Source organism: Nesterenkonia lutea (assembly GCF_014873955.1).
Taxonomy (GTDB): Bacteria; Actinomycetota; Actinomycetes; order Actinomycetales; family Micrococcaceae; genus Nesterenkonia; species Nesterenkonia lutea.
Genome location: NZ_JADBED010000001.1, coordinates 1,563,709 through 1,579,153, shown reverse-complemented (window position 1 = coordinate 1,579,153; position 15,445 = coordinate 1,563,709). Strand labels below are relative to the sequence as shown.

16 protein-coding genes and 1 other RNA gene are annotated in these 15,445 nt (G+C 67.4%); 7 read left to right on the top strand and 10 right to left on the bottom strand.

Going from position 1 to position 15,445, the window contains the following annotated elements; translation table 11 throughout:
- Positions 1-2 precede the first annotated feature (2 nt).
- The 5 genes from H4W27_RS07170 to smpB all read left to right on the top strand — a co-directional run bounded on the left by H4W27_RS07170 (position 3) and on the right by smpB (position 5,281).
- Complete coding sequence (locus H4W27_RS07170) at positions 3-488, top strand: pilus assembly protein TadG-related protein (protein WP_192595317.1); 486 nt, start codon at positions 3-5, stop codon at positions 486-488.
- A 30-nt stretch (positions 489-518) separates the two neighbouring features.
- Entirely contained in the window at positions 519-1,634 is a 1,116-nt protein-coding gene (gene prfB, locus H4W27_RS07165; RefSeq protein WP_192595316.1) for a peptide chain release factor 2, read from the top strand.
- A 3-nt stretch (positions 1,635-1,637) separates the two neighbouring features.
- Entirely contained in the window at positions 1,638-3,800 is a 2,163-nt protein-coding gene (ftsE, locus tag H4W27_RS13610; protein ID WP_225939039.1) for a cell division ATP-binding protein FtsE, read from the top strand.
- Positions 3,797-4,714 carry a permease-like cell division protein FtsX gene (ftsX, locus tag H4W27_RS07155; RefSeq protein WP_192595315.1) on the top strand — a complete coding sequence of 306 codons (918 nt, stop codon included), beginning with the start codon at positions 3,797-3,799 and terminating at the stop codon, positions 4,712-4,714. The genes ftsE and ftsX overlap by 4 nt, the downstream gene beginning before the upstream one ends.
- Positions 4,715-4,783: 69 nt before the next feature.
- On the top strand, positions 4,784-5,281 hold the full coding sequence (smpB, locus tag H4W27_RS07150; RefSeq protein WP_192595314.1) for an SsrA-binding protein SmpB: 498 nt from the start codon (positions 4,784-4,786) through the stop codon (positions 5,279-5,281).
- Between the two features lie 24 nt (positions 5,282-5,305).
- On the opposite strand, the gene H4W27_RS13605 is transcribed toward smpB, so the two are convergent.
- Both H4W27_RS13605 and H4W27_RS07140 read right to left on the bottom strand, forming a co-directional pair.
- Positions 5,306-5,668: a DUF6480 family protein gene (locus H4W27_RS13605; RefSeq protein WP_225939038.1), complete on the bottom strand. Its 363-nt coding sequence runs from the start codon at positions 5,666-5,668 to the stop codon at positions 5,306-5,308.
- An 86-nt stretch (positions 5,669-5,754) separates the two neighbouring features.
- Entirely contained in the window at positions 5,755-6,852 is a 1,098-nt protein-coding gene (locus tag H4W27_RS07140) for an aldo/keto reductase (protein ID WP_192595313.1), read from the bottom strand.
- A gap of 222 nt (positions 6,853-7,074) precedes the next feature.
- Between H4W27_RS07140 and H4W27_RS07135 the strand changes: the two genes are divergently transcribed.
- Positions 7,075-7,350 carry a YrhK family protein gene (locus H4W27_RS07135; RefSeq protein ID WP_192595312.1) on the top strand — a complete coding sequence of 92 codons (276 nt, stop codon included), beginning with the start codon at positions 7,075-7,077 and terminating at the stop codon, positions 7,348-7,350.
- Positions 7,351-7,565: 215 nt separating this feature from the next.
- The gene (locus H4W27_RS07130) at positions 7,566-9,659 is read left to right on the top strand and encodes a hypothetical protein (protein WP_192596483.1); all 2,094 of its coding nucleotides are present in this window, start codon (positions 7,566-7,568) and stop codon (positions 9,657-9,659) included.
- A 103-nt stretch (positions 9,660-9,762) separates the two neighbouring features.
- On the opposite strand, the gene ssrA is transcribed toward H4W27_RS07130, so the two are convergent.
- The 8 genes from ssrA to hisN form a co-directional block, all read right to left on the bottom strand.
- Positions 9,763-10,136, bottom strand: a transfer-messenger RNA (tmRNA) gene (ssrA, locus tag H4W27_RS07125).
- A 79-nt stretch (positions 10,137-10,215) separates the two neighbouring features.
- Positions 10,216-10,620: a fluoride efflux transporter FluC gene (locus H4W27_RS07120; protein ID WP_192595311.1), complete on the bottom strand. Its 405-nt coding sequence runs from the start codon at positions 10,618-10,620 to the stop codon at positions 10,216-10,218.
- Entirely contained in the window at positions 10,617-11,075 is a 459-nt protein-coding gene (locus H4W27_RS07115) for a fluoride efflux transporter FluC (RefSeq protein ID WP_192595310.1), read from the bottom strand. Before H4W27_RS07115 ends, H4W27_RS07120 begins: the two co-directional genes overlap by 4 nt.
- A 108-nt stretch (positions 11,076-11,183) precedes the next feature.
- Positions 11,184-11,903 (bottom strand): metal-dependent transcriptional regulator, encoded by a 720-nt coding sequence (locus tag H4W27_RS13830; RefSeq protein ID WP_192595309.1) that lies wholly within the window; start codon positions 11,901-11,903, stop codon positions 11,184-11,186.
- Entirely contained in the window at positions 11,904-12,812 is a 909-nt protein-coding gene (locus tag H4W27_RS07105) for a metal ABC transporter permease (RefSeq protein WP_192595308.1), read from the bottom strand. It lies immediately after the preceding gene.
- The gene (locus tag H4W27_RS07100; protein WP_192595307.1) at positions 12,809-13,552 is read right to left on the bottom strand and encodes a metal ABC transporter ATP-binding protein; all 744 of its coding nucleotides are present in this window, start codon (positions 13,550-13,552) and stop codon (positions 12,809-12,811) included. The genes H4W27_RS07105 and H4W27_RS07100 overlap by 4 nt, the downstream gene beginning before the upstream one ends.
- A complete protein-coding gene (locus tag H4W27_RS07095) occupies positions 13,549-14,550 on the bottom strand; it encodes a metal ABC transporter solute-binding protein, Zn/Mn family (RefSeq protein WP_192595306.1) in 1,002 nt (333 codons plus the stop codon). The genes H4W27_RS07100 and H4W27_RS07095 overlap by 4 nt, the downstream gene beginning before the upstream one ends.
- A 77-nt stretch (positions 14,551-14,627) precedes the next feature.
- Positions 14,628-15,440, bottom strand: a complete 813-nt coding sequence (gene hisN, locus H4W27_RS07090) for a histidinol-phosphatase (RefSeq protein WP_192595305.1) — start codon at positions 15,438-15,440, stop codon at positions 14,628-14,630.
- Positions 15,441-15,445: the final 5 nt, after the last annotated feature.

Below are 15,445 nucleotides of genomic sequence, written 5' to 3'. Positions count from 1 at the left end.
GGATGCTCCGTCCGGCTGCCAGACCGGCCCCGGAGTGCGAGGGTCGCACAATACTGGCCCGCAGGGCGCACGGCGAAGAAGCAGGCCAGTCCACCGTGCTGATCCTGGGTCTGTTGTTGGTCGTGCTTCTTCTGGTCGGGGTGATGGCAGGCGCCACAGCCGTGAACCTGGAGGCACGGAAGCTCCTCTCCGCGGCCGACGGCGCCGCCACTGCCGCCGCACAGGCGGCCGAACAGGGCGGCCCGACGCCAACCCCGCGCGTCAGCAGTGGCCAGGTTCGTGCTCAGGCGGAGGACTATCTCGCGACCTCTGGCGCCCACGGCCGGTTCGGCAGTCTCGGAGTCTCCCGGGCCTGGGTGAGTGATGCGGGGGAGACCGCGCATGTGGAGCTGGCCGCCGTCGTCGACCTGCCGATGGTCTCAGCGATCCTTCCGGCACAGGTGTCGATCAGCGTGGAGTCCCATGCCCGGGTGAGTCTCAACCGGTGAGACCCCAGTCGACGGTACTGTAGGGCTGTTATGGCAGAGACTGATTTCCCCACCGCAATCCGTGACCTGCGCAATACCCTGCGCCGCATCACGGAGGTCACCGACGTAGAGAAGCTCAAGGCGCAGATCGTCGAGCTCAGCGATATGGCCGTCGCGCCAGATCTCTGGGACGACCAGGCCAACGCCCAGAAGGTCACCTCCCAGCTGAGCCACGCGCAGACCGAACTCGAGCGGCTGGAGCGACTGGAGACCCGCATCGATGATGTCGAGATGATGGTGGAGATGGCCAAGGAGGAGGGTGACGAGGAGGTCCTCGCCGACGCCACCCGAGAAGTCGCCTCCATCCACAAGGCGTTGGAATCCCTGGAGATCGTCACCCTGCTCTCCGGTGAGTACGACGAGTACGACGCCGTGATGACCATCCGCTCCGGGGCAGGCGGGGTGGACGCCGCAGACTTCGCCGAGATGCTGCTGCGCATGTACACCCGCTGGGCCGAGCGCCGCGGCTGGAACGTGAAGGTGCTCGACACCTCCTACGCGGAAGAGGCCGGGCTGAAGTCCGCCACCATCGAAATCAACGCCCCCTATGCCTTCGGCACCCTCTCCGTGGAGGCCGGGACACACCGTCTGGTGCGCATCAGCCCCTTCGACAATCAGGGTCGCCGACAGACCTCCTTCGCCGCCGTGGAGATCATCCCGCTGCTCGAGGGCACCGAGAGCATCGACATCGACGAGAACGACCTCAAGATCGACGTCTTCCGCTCCTCCGGTCCCGGTGGACAGTCGGTCAACACCACCGACTCCGCAGTGCGCATCACCCACCTGCCCACGGGCACGGTGGTCTCCATGCAGAACGAGAAGTCCCAGATCCAGAACCGCGCGGCGGCCATGCGCGTGCTGCAGTCCCGTCTGCTGGTGCTGAAGAAGGCCGAGGAGTCGGCAGAGAAGAAGGCGCTCGCCGGAGACATCAAGGCCTCCTGGGGCGATCAGATCCGCTCCTATGTGCTGCACCCGTACCAGATGGTCAAGGACCTGCGCACCGAGCACGAGGTGGGCAACACCCAGGCCGTGCTCGATGGCGACATCGACGGCTTCATCGACACCGGCATCCGTTGGCGCAACGAGACTGCGGCCGAGGACGACTAATCCATGATCCGCTTTGAACAGGTCACCCGCCGCTACGAAGCAGACGGGCGGCCGGCGCTCGATGACGTGACCGTGGAGTTCTACCGGGGCGATTTCGCCTTCCTCATCGGCGCCTCCGGCTCCGGAAAATCCACTCTCCTGCGCATGATCCTGCGCGAAGGCCTGCCCCAGCGCGGCAAGGTCACCGTGGCCGGACAGAATCTGGGTCTCATGCTCGATCGCCGCGTCCCGGACTTCCGCCGCAGCATCGGCATGGTGTTCCAGGACTTCCGGCTGCTGCCGGACAAGACCGTCTTCGACAACGTCGCCTTCGCCATGCGTGTGCTGGGCACCAAACGCAGCGCGATCCGCAAACGGGTCACCAAAGTGCTGGAGAAGGTCGACCTCGCCCACCTGGCCAAGCGCTATCCGCATGAGATCTCCGGCGGCGAGCAGCAGCGCGCCGCCATCGCCCGTGCCATCGTCAACAGTCCCGCCATCCTGCTCGCGGATGAGCCCACAGGCAACCTTGATCCGCGTGCCTCCGCAGAAGTCATGAAGGTGCTGCGATGGATCAACGCCTCCGGCACCACCGTCATCATGGCCACCCACGATCGTGCCATCGTCGATCAGGCCAACAGTCGTGTGGTGCAGCTGCACCGCGGGCGGCTGGTCCGCGACGAGCCCCACGGCTTCTACGATGCACCCGAGGGTTCCGCGGCCTGGGACGTCCTGGCGCAGGAAGAGGGGGAATCCGGGCTGCGCGCCCATGACCCCGCCCCGCTGAAGACCGGTGTGGTCCCGATGCTGCCTCCCAGCAGCGCCGAGGGACCCGGGGACGAGCATGCGTTCTCAGACCACGCCGAGGAGCACCCGGATGATCACCGGGAAGACCTGGCGCCAGCACCGGGGGAGGACCCCGCTGTGCTCGATTTCGACGAGGATCCGGTGCTGCGGGAGACGACTCCGCAGGACTATTCCGAACAGCTCGAGGGCATGGAGCTGACCGCCGAGGAGTTCGACGCGCAGCTGGCGGATCCGCATGATGTCCCCACCGCGGAGCATCCGGCCTACGAGCACGAGAACAACAGCGCAGCCGACGACTCAGACAGCGATCCAGACAGCGATCCTGACAGTTATCCAGACGATGACGAACACCTCGGGAACCCCGAGGACGCCGAAGACATCGAGCCCGAACACAACGAGTCCGAGGGCACCGGGGAGAAGAACTCCTTTGGGGCGAACCCTGCCGGGGATCACCTCGAAGGCGATGACCTCGACGAGGATTCCAGTGAACTCCCTGAGCATGAGGCTCAGTTCGAAGACGAGGCGGATCTCGAGCACGAGGAGCAGACCGGTCTCCGCGTCACCTGGCCCGAGCACCTGCGGGACGGGGCCCTCGGTCACGACGTCCCCGAACCGCACGGAGACTTCAACGGCACCGAGATGCCCGATCTGGAACAGGACGGATACACCGAAGCTGAGGACGAGCCCGACGACTTCTCCGGCGAGCCCGCACTCGAAGAGCTCCCTGAGCAGCCGGTTCCCGAGGAGCCTGTGCGTCAGGACTTCATGGATCAGGAGCCGCTGACGCGCGGGTCCCTCGAGGAGTCGCCGACAGGAAAGCTCGCCCCCATCGCGCCAGCCCCCATCCCGCCAGCCCCCGCAGCACCGGCCCCTGTCGAACCCGCACGCGTCGCCGCCCCGCTGCGCCGACTGCCCCCGATGTATCCCACACTTCCCCCGCCGGCGCCGCCGCAGGCGGTCTCCCAGCCAGCGGCCGCGGCGCAGGAACCACCCTCGCGGCCCCGGCTCTCCTGGCTCGCGCACGCCGAGGATGAGGGCGCAGGCTCGGAGTCTCCAGTGGTCGCAGCCCGGCTCTCCCGGGCCCTGCCGCTGGAGACCCGCGGATCAGAGGCACCCGGATCAGAGACACCCGGATCAGAGGCGCCCCGGTCAGAGACGCACCAGCCCGAACGTCCTCGGCCCGAGACCCATGACCCAGGGAACATCCCAGCGGGGTCCCCGCAGGAGTCGGCGCCCGCTGCGCCGGCGGTCCGGGCCGTGCCGCGGCCGAAGTCCTCTGCCTCCCAGTCGACCTATACCGATGCTCGGCGCACTGCCGAGCACCTGGGGATCAAGAAGTCCCGCAGGTCGATCCTGCGCCGTCTGAGGAGGGACGTATGAACCGCCTCCTCTACATGCTCGGTGAGACGTTCAGCTCTCTGCGCCGCAACGTCGCGATGGTGGCCTCGGTCATCCTGGTCACGTTCATCTCGCTGACCTTCGTCGGTTCAGCCGCGCTGATGCAGACCCAGGTCAACCAGATGACCGATGACTTCTACGACCGCCTCGAGCTCTCCGTCTTCCTCTGCACCGAGAACTCCCCGCAGACCGCCTGCCCCACCGGCGCGGTCAGCGCCGACCAGCGCGACTCGATCGAGCACACGCTTGAAGACGGTGCGGCGAGCCAGTATGTCGCCAGCTACCGGCACGAGACCCAGCAGCAGGCCCTGGACGAGCTCCTGGAGAGCAGGGGCGAAGATTCACGCACCGCATCGCTCACCGCGACCGACATGCCCGAGTCCTACCGCATCCTCCTGAACGACCCCGAGCAGTTCCCGGTGGTCACCGAGCTGTTCGGCTCAGCACCAGGGGTGGAGACCGTCGCAGACCAGCAGGAGGTCCTCGACCAGATCTTCGGCATCCTCAACGGGCTGACCCTGGTGGCGCTGATCATCGCGGGAGTCATGATCGTCTGTGCCCTGCTGTTGGTGGCGACGACCATCCGGCTCTCCGCCTTCAGCCGCAGACGCGAGACCGGCATCATGCGCCTGGTCGGAGCCTCCAAATCCATGATCCGCATGCCCTTCGTGTTCGAGGGAGTGATCGCGGCTCTGGTCGGGGGACTCCTTGCCTGCGCCGCCACCTGGGTGGTCGCCGAATTCGTGCTGGGCCGATGGATGGCCCAGCAGGTCCCCAGCATCCACTTCATCGATTCCGCGCAGTCCTGGATCATCATGCCGGGCCTCCTGCTGATCGCCGTGGTGCTCGCCGTGATCGCCTCCTGGGTGACTGTGCGCCGGTACCTGCGTGTATGATCGAAGGTCGGCTCTTCTGGCCACTGCAGAAGAACGCCGAGATCAGCGAGCAGTCGGGGAGGTGACACGGTGGCGAAGAAGAAGGGTCCCAAACGGGACCCCAACAACAGCGTCGTGGCCACGAACCGCCGCGCGCGACATGACTACGAGATCCTCGACCGCTATGAGGCGGGAATGGTGCTCACCGGCACCGAGGTGAAGTCGCTGCGCGAGGGCCAGGCCAACCTCACCGACGGCTTCGGCGGATTCTCCAGCGGCCTCGAGCTCTGGCTCGAACAGGTCACCATCCCCGAGTACCTCAACGGCACGTGGACCAACCACGCCGCCCGGCGCAAGCGCAAGCTGCTCCTGCACCAGAAGGAGCTCGTGAAGATCTCCCGCCAGATCGAGGATCCGGGCCTCACCATCGTTCCGCTGCAGCTCTACTTCAAGGACGGCAAGGCGAAGGTCGAGATCGGGATCGCCCGAGGCAAGCGCGAGTTCGACAAGCGCCAGACCCTGCGTGAGAAGCAGGACAACCGCGAGGCCCAGCGCGCGATGCGCTACCGGAACCTGCGGTCGTCCTGAGCCCGCACGGGGTCCGCCAGGGGTCTATCCGCCGATGAGTCCGGCGACGTAGCCGACGAAGATCAGCAGCACCAGGACCGCGATGGCGATGATCGCCGTGGTGAGCACCGCGTTGGACTTCGGCGGCTTGGCAGGAGCTGGCTGCGCGGGCGAGGCGGTCGCTGAGTTCGAATCCGGGGGAGTGTCTCCCGGTTCCACCGCACCGGCAGCGTCCGTGCCGGGCGTCTCGCCCGGCTCAGGATCGATATTCGGATTCCGAGCGGTCTCGTCTCGCTCGAATCGCTGTGAGTTGGACGTGTCATTGGACTGCGTCTCGGCAGGACCCTGCGTGCCTTCGCCTCCAGTGGGCGGATGGGAATCTGCAGTCCTGTGCTCTTCGTTGGTCATCTGAGGTCCTCTTCTGTCGTCGTGGTCTTGCCACCATAGTCAAACCAACCTCTGGGTCCTGTCCATATCAGCTGAGTGTCAGCTGGTCATGAGTTGAACGTCTCGCTGATCTGTCGCTGCATGGTGGCGACGATCGACTCGTCCGCCGGGCTCATCCGTTCGCTGGCCATATCAGCCTGGTGCCAGAAGGGATATGCCAGTGCCGGGCGGCCGGCGTCGTCGATGGCTCGGCGATCCTCGTCATCCAGGGCCACATCGAGGCTGCCGAGCAGGTCATTGAACTGATCCAGGCTCCGAGCGCCCACTGCGAGGTTCGTGACGCCAGGCCTTTCCAGCAGCCAGGCGAGCAGCACCTGCGGGATCGTGGCCCGGCGCCGTGTCGCGACCTCTTCGAGGACATCGACCACGGTGTAGAGCTTCTCCCAATCCGCCACACGCATCTCTGAACCGTCCCCCTCTGCCATGCGAGCCCCCGAGCTCGGGGCCGCGTCCCTCCGGTACTTGCCGGTGAGCAGGCCCATGCCCAGGGGGCTCCACACCTGAGTGCCGATGCCCTGATCGATGCCGGCCGGGATCATCTCGTACTCGGCCTCGCGAGAGTAGGGGGAGTAATGGATCTGCTGCACCACGGGCTTGATGTACCCGTGCGCCTCACAGACCTTCAGCGCCTTCATCAGCTGCCAGCCGGTGTAGTTGGAGACCCCGTAGTAGCGCACCTTCCCGGAGCGGACCAGCTCGTCCATGGTCTGCAGGGTCTCCTCCAGGGGTGTCTCGCCGTCCCAGTGGTGGAGGTAGAAGAGATCGACATGGTCACGCTGCAGGCGCTTCAGGGACGTCTCCACCTCGCGGATCAGATGCCAGCGGGAAGCGCCCCCGTCATTGGGTCCGTCGCCGATGACCATGCGGGCCTTGGTGGTGACCAGGAGATCGTCATAGCGACCGCTGCGGGCAAGGGCCTCGCCGAGGACCTCCTCGGCCACGCCGAGGGAATAGAGGTTCGCCGTGTCCAGCAGGTTGACCCCAGCCTCCACCGCACGGTCCAGCAGCACGGCAGCGTCCTCGGGCCCGAGATTGCCCATATGACTCATGCCGTTCGCGCCGCCGAAGGGAAGCGTGCCCAGCGCCAGCGGGGAGACGCGGAGGCCACAGGTGGGGGAGAGCGGGCGGTAGAAGGGGGTGTCCATGGGGCTCCTTCGCAGAGACGGAACGTGCCGTACCCGCCGGATCCTACTCCAACTCCATGACAGGGTCCTCCAGACCCTGGCACACGCCCAGACCCAGACCACCGCACAAGCCCGGGCCCAGACCCCGGCCCAGGAGACAGGTGCCCAGATCCCGGCCCAGCACACAGGTGCGCAGAGCCGAGCCGACATGCAGCGGGGTCTCGCCGGGACTAGCCTGAGAGCATGACTGATCCTGATCTGGTGCTCCACCTCGGCCATGAGGAACTCGTGGTCCGGCGTCGCTACGAGACCCTGAGCATCGCGAATGATTTCCTGATCGCGCTGGCCTTCACAGTGGGCAGCTTCCTCTTCTTCTCCGAATCGACCATGCACACCGGCACCTGGCTCTTCGTCGTCGGCAGCGTGCTGCTCCTGGTCCGTCCCTCCCTGCGGCTGGTCCGTCGGTTCCACCTGGTCAAGGTGGGCGGGCCCGGCGCTGAGTCGGCTCGGGACTTCTGAGCACGCCGGTCCGACCGCTGAGGACAGGCACTGGCATCGCGTGATGCCCAGGTGATGGGGTGCGGGTGTTGTCGCGACGGTGATCGGGTCGATACGTTGTGACAGGAGAGACCCTCCTGGCTGACCGGGAGCGATGCTGGGAAGGCTCAGCGCCCAGCAGACCCTGCCCCACGGAAGGCCACCATGTGCACCCGACCAGTTCGCGCTGTCCTGTGATGAGGATCGACCGTCGCAGCCTGGTGCAGCGGCACCGGATCCGCCGCACCGAGACCGATTCGCGTGCCCCGGTGCAGCTGGGCAACGGCGAGTTCGGCCTGAGCCTGGACATCACCGGCCTGCAGACCTTCCCGGAGCTGCATCCGCACACCGGGCGGGACCCGGAGGATCCAGGCAGTCTGCTCGGCACACAGTCCCAGTGGGGCTGGCACACGACTCCCCGTGATCCGCGTCCTGAGCTCCGCTCGGCCCTGCGGTCCTTCGACACCGCGCGAGGCGAGGTCCCCTATGTGGATCTCTCCACCCGCACCTTCGGAGATGGACCCGAGACCGGCACCGCGGAGGAGCTGTGGCTGCGCCAGAACCCGCATCGACTCATGCTGGGATGGATCGGCCTGGCCCCGTCCGCCGTGGGCTCCGAGGAGCTCGCCGCCGAGGACCTGGTGCCCATTCAGCAGGAGCTCGATCTGTGGACCGGGATCGCTGAGTCCGAGTTCACGCTGCGCGGGTTCGGCTTCACAGTGCGCACGGCAGTCCACCCCACCCGGGATGCCGTGGCGTTCACCATCAGAACCGACTCCCCGCACCCGCCGGCGCTGCGGCTGCGCTTCCCCTACGGCTCCGGAGCCTGGGGCAACGCGGTGAGCTGGGCGGAGGAACGGCACTCCACCACGGTGCAGGGCCGCAGGGAGACGGCACAGATCTCGCGCAGCCTGGATGAGACCACCTATGTGGTCAGCGTCGATGCCGCAGGACCGCTGAAGATCGAGCAGCCGGCGCGCCACGAGGTGCTCATCGCAGCAGAGGCGCTCGCGCAGGAGCAGCCCTGGCAGGTCGCGGTCAGTTTTCGCTCCGGGTCCCCGGCGCCGGACGGGGATCATGATTCCGGGGTGACGCCCGCCGAGGTCTTCGAGCAGTCCCAGACCTGGTGGCAGGAACACTGGAGCACCGGCGGTGTGGTGGACCTTGCAGAGAGCACGGATTTGCGAGCCCCGGAGCTCGAGCGCCGGATCGTGCTCTCCCAGTATCTGACTGCGATCAACTGCTCGGGCAGCACCCCGCCGCAGGAGACCGGTCTGATGATCAATTCCTGGCGCGGGAAGTTCCACCTGGAGATGCACTGGTGGCATGCGGCGCACTTCCCCGTCTGGGGGCGCCCCGAGCTGCTGATGCGCAGCCTTCAGTGGTACCGCGACGTGCTTCCGCAGGCTCGGCAGACCGCTGCGGCACAGGGCGTCACGGGGGCCCGCTGGCCCAAGCAGGTGGGCCCGGACGGGGAGGAGACCCCCAGCGACATCGGCCCGTTCCTGCTCTGGCAGCAGCCCCACCTCATCTATTTCGCCGAGCTCCTGCGTCGCAGCACCGGGATGGATCAGGCGTCTCAATACGCCGAGCTGGTCTTTGAGACCGCCGAGTTCATGGCCACCCACCCGATCGACGACGACGGCGCGGCGAGCCTCGAGGCCCCGCTCATCCCGGCCCAGGAATGCTATGGCGATGTCAAGGAGGAACTGGCCGACCCGACCTTCGAGCTGGCCTACTGGCACTGGGGTCTGAACACCGCCATCCGGTGGCGCGAGCTGCTGGGCCTGGAACCCGTGGCCGCCTGGGCGAGGACCCGGGACGCGCTGCGTCCGCCTTCCGTGCGGGGCGGGGTCTATCCCGCCATCCGGCGTCCGGTCCTGGACCGACGCACCGATCACCCCTCGGTGCTCGGTGCTCTCGGCGTGGTGCCCGAGACCCCGCTCATCGACGAGAAGATCATGGAGAACACGCTGCTCGACGTCCTGGGGGACTGGGACTGGGAGAGCACCTGGGGCTGGGACTATCCCATGATCGCGATGAGCGCGGCCCGGCTGGGACGTCCCGAGCTCGCGGTGGACGCGCTGCTGATGCCCGCCGCGAAGAACACCTTCCTCTCCAACGGCCACAACTGGCAGAACGAGGGACTTCCGCTGTATCTGCCGGGCAATGGCGGCCTGCTCATGGCAGTGGGCCTCATGGCCGCGGGCTGGGACGGTTCAGGGGATGCCCCCGGATTCCCGTCCGGGTTCATAGTCAAGCACGAGGGCCTGACCCAGCTGCCGCCCTGACCACGCACTGGGCTTCCTGACCACGCGCTGGCGCGCCGACCACCGCTGAGCCGCTGCTGGTGGGCACAAAAAAGCCCGAGCAGGCTGAGCCTGCTCGGGCGATCTGTGGAGACGGCGGGAATCGAACCCGCGTCCGATCTGGATTCACATGGGCTTCTCCGGGTGCAGTCTGCTAGTAGATTTTCTCGGCCCCAGCCGTCACGCAGACAAGCAGCTGACGGGCCCAGTCGTGGAAATTGTCGACCCAACTCCCCACGACGAGGAGTTGGAACCAGTGGCTATCTAGCTGATGCCAGGATCTGAGTCGATAGCAGACTCAGGCTGACAGACTCGCGTCGCTGCTTAGGCAGCGAGGGCGAAGTCAGTGCGCTTAGTTTCGGCACTTATTGTTTTGCAGAGGGGTTTTGTACGAGGTCACTCTGCATCCTCGACCCGCTTCACCATGATCAACTCAGATCGTCGAAACCGATCGTCCCCTTATGATGTTGTCAAGGAGCCGGGAATCCTGCGATTCCCCTGCCCTCACCAGCCTGCTGATCCGAGCCAGGCTGACTCATCAGTATAGACCCGACAGTTGAGACAGTGCAATGCCCACGGCTGCGGCCGCGAAGCCCAGCCCCACATGCGCCGCCCAGATGCCCGCCGCGCGGAGCCGGTGTCCGGCCATCCAGCGCTGCGCCACGCGCACGGACACGGTGGCGAAGGTGCTCAGCGCCCCGAGGACGCCGAGCGCCAGGATGGTGGACACCGACGCGGAGAGCAGGCTGTCTGCGCCGGGACCACCGTTCTCGGCCAGCCAGGACAGTTCGCCATAGAGGTACCCCAGGGCCAGGCAGGCAAGCGTATTGGCGACCAGCAGCCCGCCCCGGAGGTATCGGTCCAGCAGGAAGCGAAGGACCGCACCCAGTGCGCCGCCTGCGGCCACACCCACCACGACCAGGAGGTTGAGTTCAGAAATCATGAGCTGCTCCGCAGGTCTGCAGACTCGGCTCCGAGCTGGCCGAACAGAGCCCGGCTGATCGTCATGCCGGCCGCCGCGGCCCCGGTGCAGCCCAGGATGCTCAGGAACAGATAGGTGAGCATCTCCATGGCGCCGGGACTCACATAGGTCACCGCCGCCAGCTCGTCGTAGGCCTCACCGGGGATCGAGGGCATCACGGCCAGGATCACCGCGGAGAAGGTCGTATAGGAGGCCAGCAGACCGGTGCCGAAGGTGGGGACCACCCAGTCCGGGGTCTTGGGACGGGCATTCGCGGCACCGAGCAGCAGGCCCAGCAGTCCCGATCCGCTCAGGTTCACCGCCAGGGTCGTCCAGGGGAACTTCATGCCCTGCTCGGGGATGAGCTCGCCGATGAACAGCCGCAGCAGCGCGCCGCAGGCTCCCGCCAGCGCCACCAGTGCGATGAGCACCACCACGGAGGTCTTCCTCCTGCTCTGACGCGACCGGCGGCTCGGCGCGGGCTCATCAGTCGCAGGCCGTTCGGAAGGAAACACCAGTACAGGATACGTCGGGGTCATCGGTGCTCAGCGAACCAGGCTCACCCGCATGGCGTGTGCGACCTCATGGGGGAGTCGAACGTCCTCGGACCCCTGCTCATCTGCCGCACCGACGGGAGCCAGGACGACGGCGCCGCCCTCGGTGGCCGTCACCCTGACCTGCGCGCCGATCGGCACCCCGTGGGTGTCCAGCGCCAGCAGGGCATCGGGCACCGCGTCGTCCACCTGCTCCAGACGCACCTCGACCGAGGCCGGCACGCGGCAGAGCAGCTGGGTGTCGGGGTAGTCCAGCTGAAGGTCGGGCCCCGGGATGGGGTCCCCGTGCGGGTCCACCCGGGGATGTCCCAGACGGATGTCGAGACGGTCGACGAAGGTCTCGGAGACCGCATGCTCCAGCCGCTCGGCCTCCTCGTGCACCTCGTCCCAGCCGTAGCCCAGCTCCCGCACCAGCCAGGTCTCGATCAGCCGGTGCCGACGCACCATGGCCAGGGCGAGCTCACGTCCCGCCAAGGTCAGCGCGATCGGAGCGTAGCGGCGGTGCTCCACCAGGCCCAGCTCCGCCATCTTGCGCACCATGAGCGTCACGGAGGGGTTCGAGACGCCGAGCGTCTTGGCCAGCGCGGAGGCAGTCACCGAGGCGCCGTCCCATTCGGCGAGCCCATAGATCGTCTTGGCGTAGTCCTCCACCGAAGTGGTGGCGGTGGTGGTGGCGGTGGAGCGCCCTTGGGCGGAGGTGCGGGGCGACATCTAGGCGGAGTCCTTCACGTCGAGGGGCGACCGTCGGGGCTGAGCGGTCGGGCGGGAGGCCACCGGGCGTCGTCGTCCTCGCCGCATTCGGGGGATCATCCCCTTCGCCGGGGCGAAGAAGTAGGCCAGGGCGAACTGCGCGGACTGCGTGAGCACGATCGAACCGCCGGTGGAGGTGTCGAACCAGTAGCTGGCATAGACGCCGATGATCGCAGAGGCCCCGGCGCTGACCGCGGCCACCACGAGCATGGGCCCGAAGCGCCGGCACAGCAGCAGCGCGGTGGCGCCCGGCACCACCAGCATAGCGACGACCAGCAGGATCCCCAGCGTCTGAAGCGAGGTCACCGTGGTCAGCGCCAGCAGGGTCAGCAGCAGGATGGACAGCGCTCCGGTGGACATCCCGATGGTATGGGCGTGGATCTTGTCGAAGGCCAGCAGGACCAGACTGCGCCGCAGCGCGAGCAGCACGGCCACGGTGGCAAGGCCGAGGCCCGCGGTCTGCAGCAGATCTGCCTGGGAGATCCCGAGCACATTGCCGAAGAGGATGTGCGTCAGATGGGTCTCGCTCGGGGTGCGGGAGATCAGCACCAGGCCCAGTGCGAAGAGCGAGGTGAAGACGACGCCGATCGAGGTGTCATGCTTCAGCGTGGAGCCGCCGCTGATCCCGCCGATGAGCAGGACCGCGAGCATGCCGAAGACGAAGGCGCCGACGGCCATGGGGACCCCGAAGATGTGGGCCAGCACGATGCCGGGCAGGATCGAATGGGCCACCGCTTCGCCCATCAGCGACCATCCCATCAGCACGAGCCAGCAGGACAGCAGGGCGCAGACCACCGAGGAGATGATCGCCGCGGCCAGGGCGTGCTGCATGAAGGTGAACTCCAGGGGCTGGGTCAGGATCTCCATCATGGCGTCTCCCGCAGCACGGCGCCGAAGCTGCGTCCCAGCTGCTCCTCGGTGAGCACATCCGCAGGCGGCCCCGAGGCGAGCACCCGCTGGTGCAGCAGCACCACCTCGTCGGCGAGGTCCGCCACACCCGCCAGGTGGTGGGTGGAGATCAGCACAGTGGTGTCGAACTCGTCGCGCAGCTGCTTGAGCACGGCGCTGATCAGCTCCTCCGAGCCGCGGTCCACTCCGGCGAAGGGCTCATCGAGAAGCATCAGCGGGGCCTGCTGGGCGATCGCCCGGGCCAGGAAGGCGCGCTTGCGCTGACCTCCGGAGAGCTCACCGATCCCGCGCCGGCGCAGCTCAGCGAGCCCCACCCGGTCCAGCGCCTCATCACAGGCCAGCCGGTCTGCCGGCCTGGTGCGCCGGGTGAAGCCCATATGCCCGTAGCGGCCCATCATGACCACCTGCTCCACGCTGACCGGAAAAGTGGTGTCCACCTGCTCATGCTGGGGAACGTAGCTGACCTGGTTGCTGCGCCGCGCCCGGGCCGGCTCGAGCCCGAAGAGCCGCACGCGGCCGGCGCTGGGCCGGTGCAGTCCGAGCAGCGCCTTGAAGAGGGTGGACTTGCCCGAACCGTTGGCTCCCAGCAGCGCGCAGATGCTGCGCCGCGCGACTCTCAGGCTCACCTCCTCGAGCGCGCGGACACCGGGGTACCCCGCGCTCAGCTGATCGACGACGACGGCGGCCGGCACAGCGGTCATGACTGGGCTCCTTCGATGATCAGGTCAAGGTCATGCTGCAGCAGCTCGAGGTAGCTCGGCGCGGGCCCGTCCGGCTCGGTGACGGAATCCACGTGGAGCGGGTCGCTGAGGCGGGCGCCGGTGGACTCGGCCACCTGCTGCTGCGCCGAGTCGTTCACCGTGGACTCGCAGAACACGGTGGGGACCTCGTGTTCTGCGACATAGCGGATCTGCGCCTCGACCTGCTGGGGGCTGCCCTGATCCTCCGCATTGAGCGGCCAGAGATAGTGCTCCTTCAGTCCGAGGTCCTGGGCCAGGTAGCTGAACGCCCCTTCGCAGGTGACCAGGTGGACCCCGTCCGCGCCGTCTCCGGTGCGCAGCGGCTCGAGCCGCTGCGCCGCGGAGTCCCAGATCGCGCGGATCTCGTCCCGGTACGCCTCGGCGTTCCTCGCGAACTGCGGCGCATTCGCCGGGGAGAGCTCGCTCAGGGCCGCTTCGATGTTGTCCACATAGACCATGGCCTGGGCGGGGGACATCCAGGCGTGGGGATTCACCGGCAGCTCTGCCTGGGACCGATCAGCGGCGGGCGCGTCGTCGTCGTCCTCGTCATCGTCCTCAGGGGCCTCGGCGTCGGGCAGGCGGGTCACCGGCAGGGTCTGGACGCCCTCGGAGACCATCAGCACCTCTGCGGAGGTGTGGGTGAGGAACTGCTCATACCAGGCCTCCAGCCCCAGCCCGTTGAACAGGATCAGATCCGCCTGGGCGGTGTCGCGAAGATCGCCGGGGGTGGGGGAGTATTCATGGACCTCAGCCCCGGGCGGGGTGATGGTGCGGGTGTCCACCAGGTCTCCGCCCACCGCGGAGGCCATGTCTTCCAGCACGGAGAAGCTGGCGAGCACCACCGGCAGGTCCTCACCCGCGGGGGACTGCTCCTGCGTGGGGGTCGCCGAAGCACAGCCGCTCAGGCTCGTGACGAAGAGGGCCCCGCCGATGCTCAGGGCCGTCGGGTGGAAGCGCATAGCGTCAGTATGGTTTAGGCACACCTAAAACTGCAAGTGGGCGGCCCCTGAGCCGCGCAGAACAGGGGCCGGAGGAGTCAGAAGGGAGCGGGACGGTCTGCGGCGAGGGCACCCAGGGCGGCGTCGTGGAGCAGGCCGTTGGTGGCCAGGCCGTTGGTGCCGGTGCAGCCGGGCTCCCCGTCGAGCGAGGTGAAGATTCCGCCAGCCTCACGGACGATCGGCACCAGGGCTGCCATGTCATGGAGGTTCAGCTCCGGTTCGGCAGCCATGTCGACCTGTCCCTCTGCGACCATGCAGTAGGACCAGAAGTCGCCGAAGGCGCGCGTGCGCCAGACCGTCTCGGTCAGCTCCAGGAAGTTCTGGCTGCGCCCGATCGTCCGCCAGCCAGCCAGGGAGGAGTAGGAGAAGAAGGCATCCTCGAGCTTCGGGACCTTGGAGACCTGCAGCCGTTTCGCGGAGGCCAGCGACTTCCCGGTGTACGCGCCCCCGTCCTTCGCGGCCCACCAGCGCTTCCCGAGCGCCGGGGCGCTCACCAGACCGACCACGGGCTCGCCCTCATCGACCAGGGCGATCAGGGTCGCCCAGGCCGGAACTCCGCGGATGAAGTTCTTGGTCCCGTCGATGGGGTCGATGATCCACTGGCGCGGTCCGGCGCCGGTGGAGCCGAACTCCTCACCGATGACGGCATCGCGCCCGCGGGCCCGGCTGAGCTGTCCGCGGATGAGCTCCTCGGCCTGCCGGTCCGCTTCGGTCACCGGGCTCAGATCTGGTTTGGTCTCCACCTCGAAGTCCATGGAGGAGAAGAAGGACATCGTCTTGGCATCTACAGAATCCGCGATCATATGCGCCAGGCGCAGGTCATCGGTGTAGGCGCTGGTGCTTGAGCTCATGCCGC

Coding starts and splice junctions, on each gene's coding strand:
- H4W27_RS07095 (WP_192595306.1), bottom strand. CDS start 14,550: ATGCGCTTCCACCCGACGGCCCTGAGCATCGGCGGGGCCCTCTTCGTC.
- H4W27_RS07135 (WP_192595312.1), top strand. CDS start 7,075: ATGACTGATCCTGATCTGGTGCTCCACCTCGGCCATGAGGAACTCGTG.
- H4W27_RS07100 (WP_192595307.1), bottom strand. CDS start 13,552: ATGACCGCTGTGCCGGCCGCCGTCGTCGTCGATCAGCTGAGCGCGGGG.
- hisN (WP_192595305.1), bottom strand. CDS start 15,440: ATGAGCTCAAGCACCAGCGCCTACACCGATGACCTGCGCCTGGCGCAT.
- H4W27_RS13830 (WP_192595309.1), bottom strand. CDS start 11,903: ATGTCGCCCCGCACCTCCGCCCAAGGGCGCTCCACCGCCACCACCACC.
- ftsX (WP_192595315.1), top strand. CDS start 3,797: ATGAACCGCCTCCTCTACATGCTCGGTGAGACGTTCAGCTCTCTGCGC.
- H4W27_RS07130 (WP_192596483.1), top strand. CDS start 7,566: ATGAGGATCGACCGTCGCAGCCTGGTGCAGCGGCACCGGATCCGCCGC.
- prfB (WP_192595316.1), top strand. CDS start 519: ATGGCAGAGACTGATTTCCCCACCGCAATCCGTGACCTGCGCAATACC.
- H4W27_RS07140 (WP_192595313.1), bottom strand. CDS start 6,852: ATGGACACCCCCTTCTACCGCCCGCTCTCCCCCACCTGTGGCCTCCGC.
- H4W27_RS07105 (WP_192595308.1), bottom strand. CDS start 12,812: ATGATGGAGATCCTGACCCAGCCCCTGGAGTTCACCTTCATGCAGCAC.
- H4W27_RS13605 (WP_225939038.1), bottom strand. CDS start 5,668: ATGACCAACGAAGAGCACAGGACTGCAGATTCCCATCCGCCCACTGGA.
- H4W27_RS07170 (WP_192595317.1), top strand. CDS start 3: ATGCTCCGTCCGGCTGCCAGACCGGCCCCGGAGTGCGAGGGTCGCACA.
- H4W27_RS07120 (WP_192595311.1), bottom strand. CDS start 10,620: ATGATTTCTGAACTCAACCTCCTGGTCGTGGTGGGTGTGGCCGCAGGC.
- ftsE (WP_225939039.1), top strand. CDS start 1,638: ATGATCCGCTTTGAACAGGTCACCCGCCGCTACGAAGCAGACGGGCGG.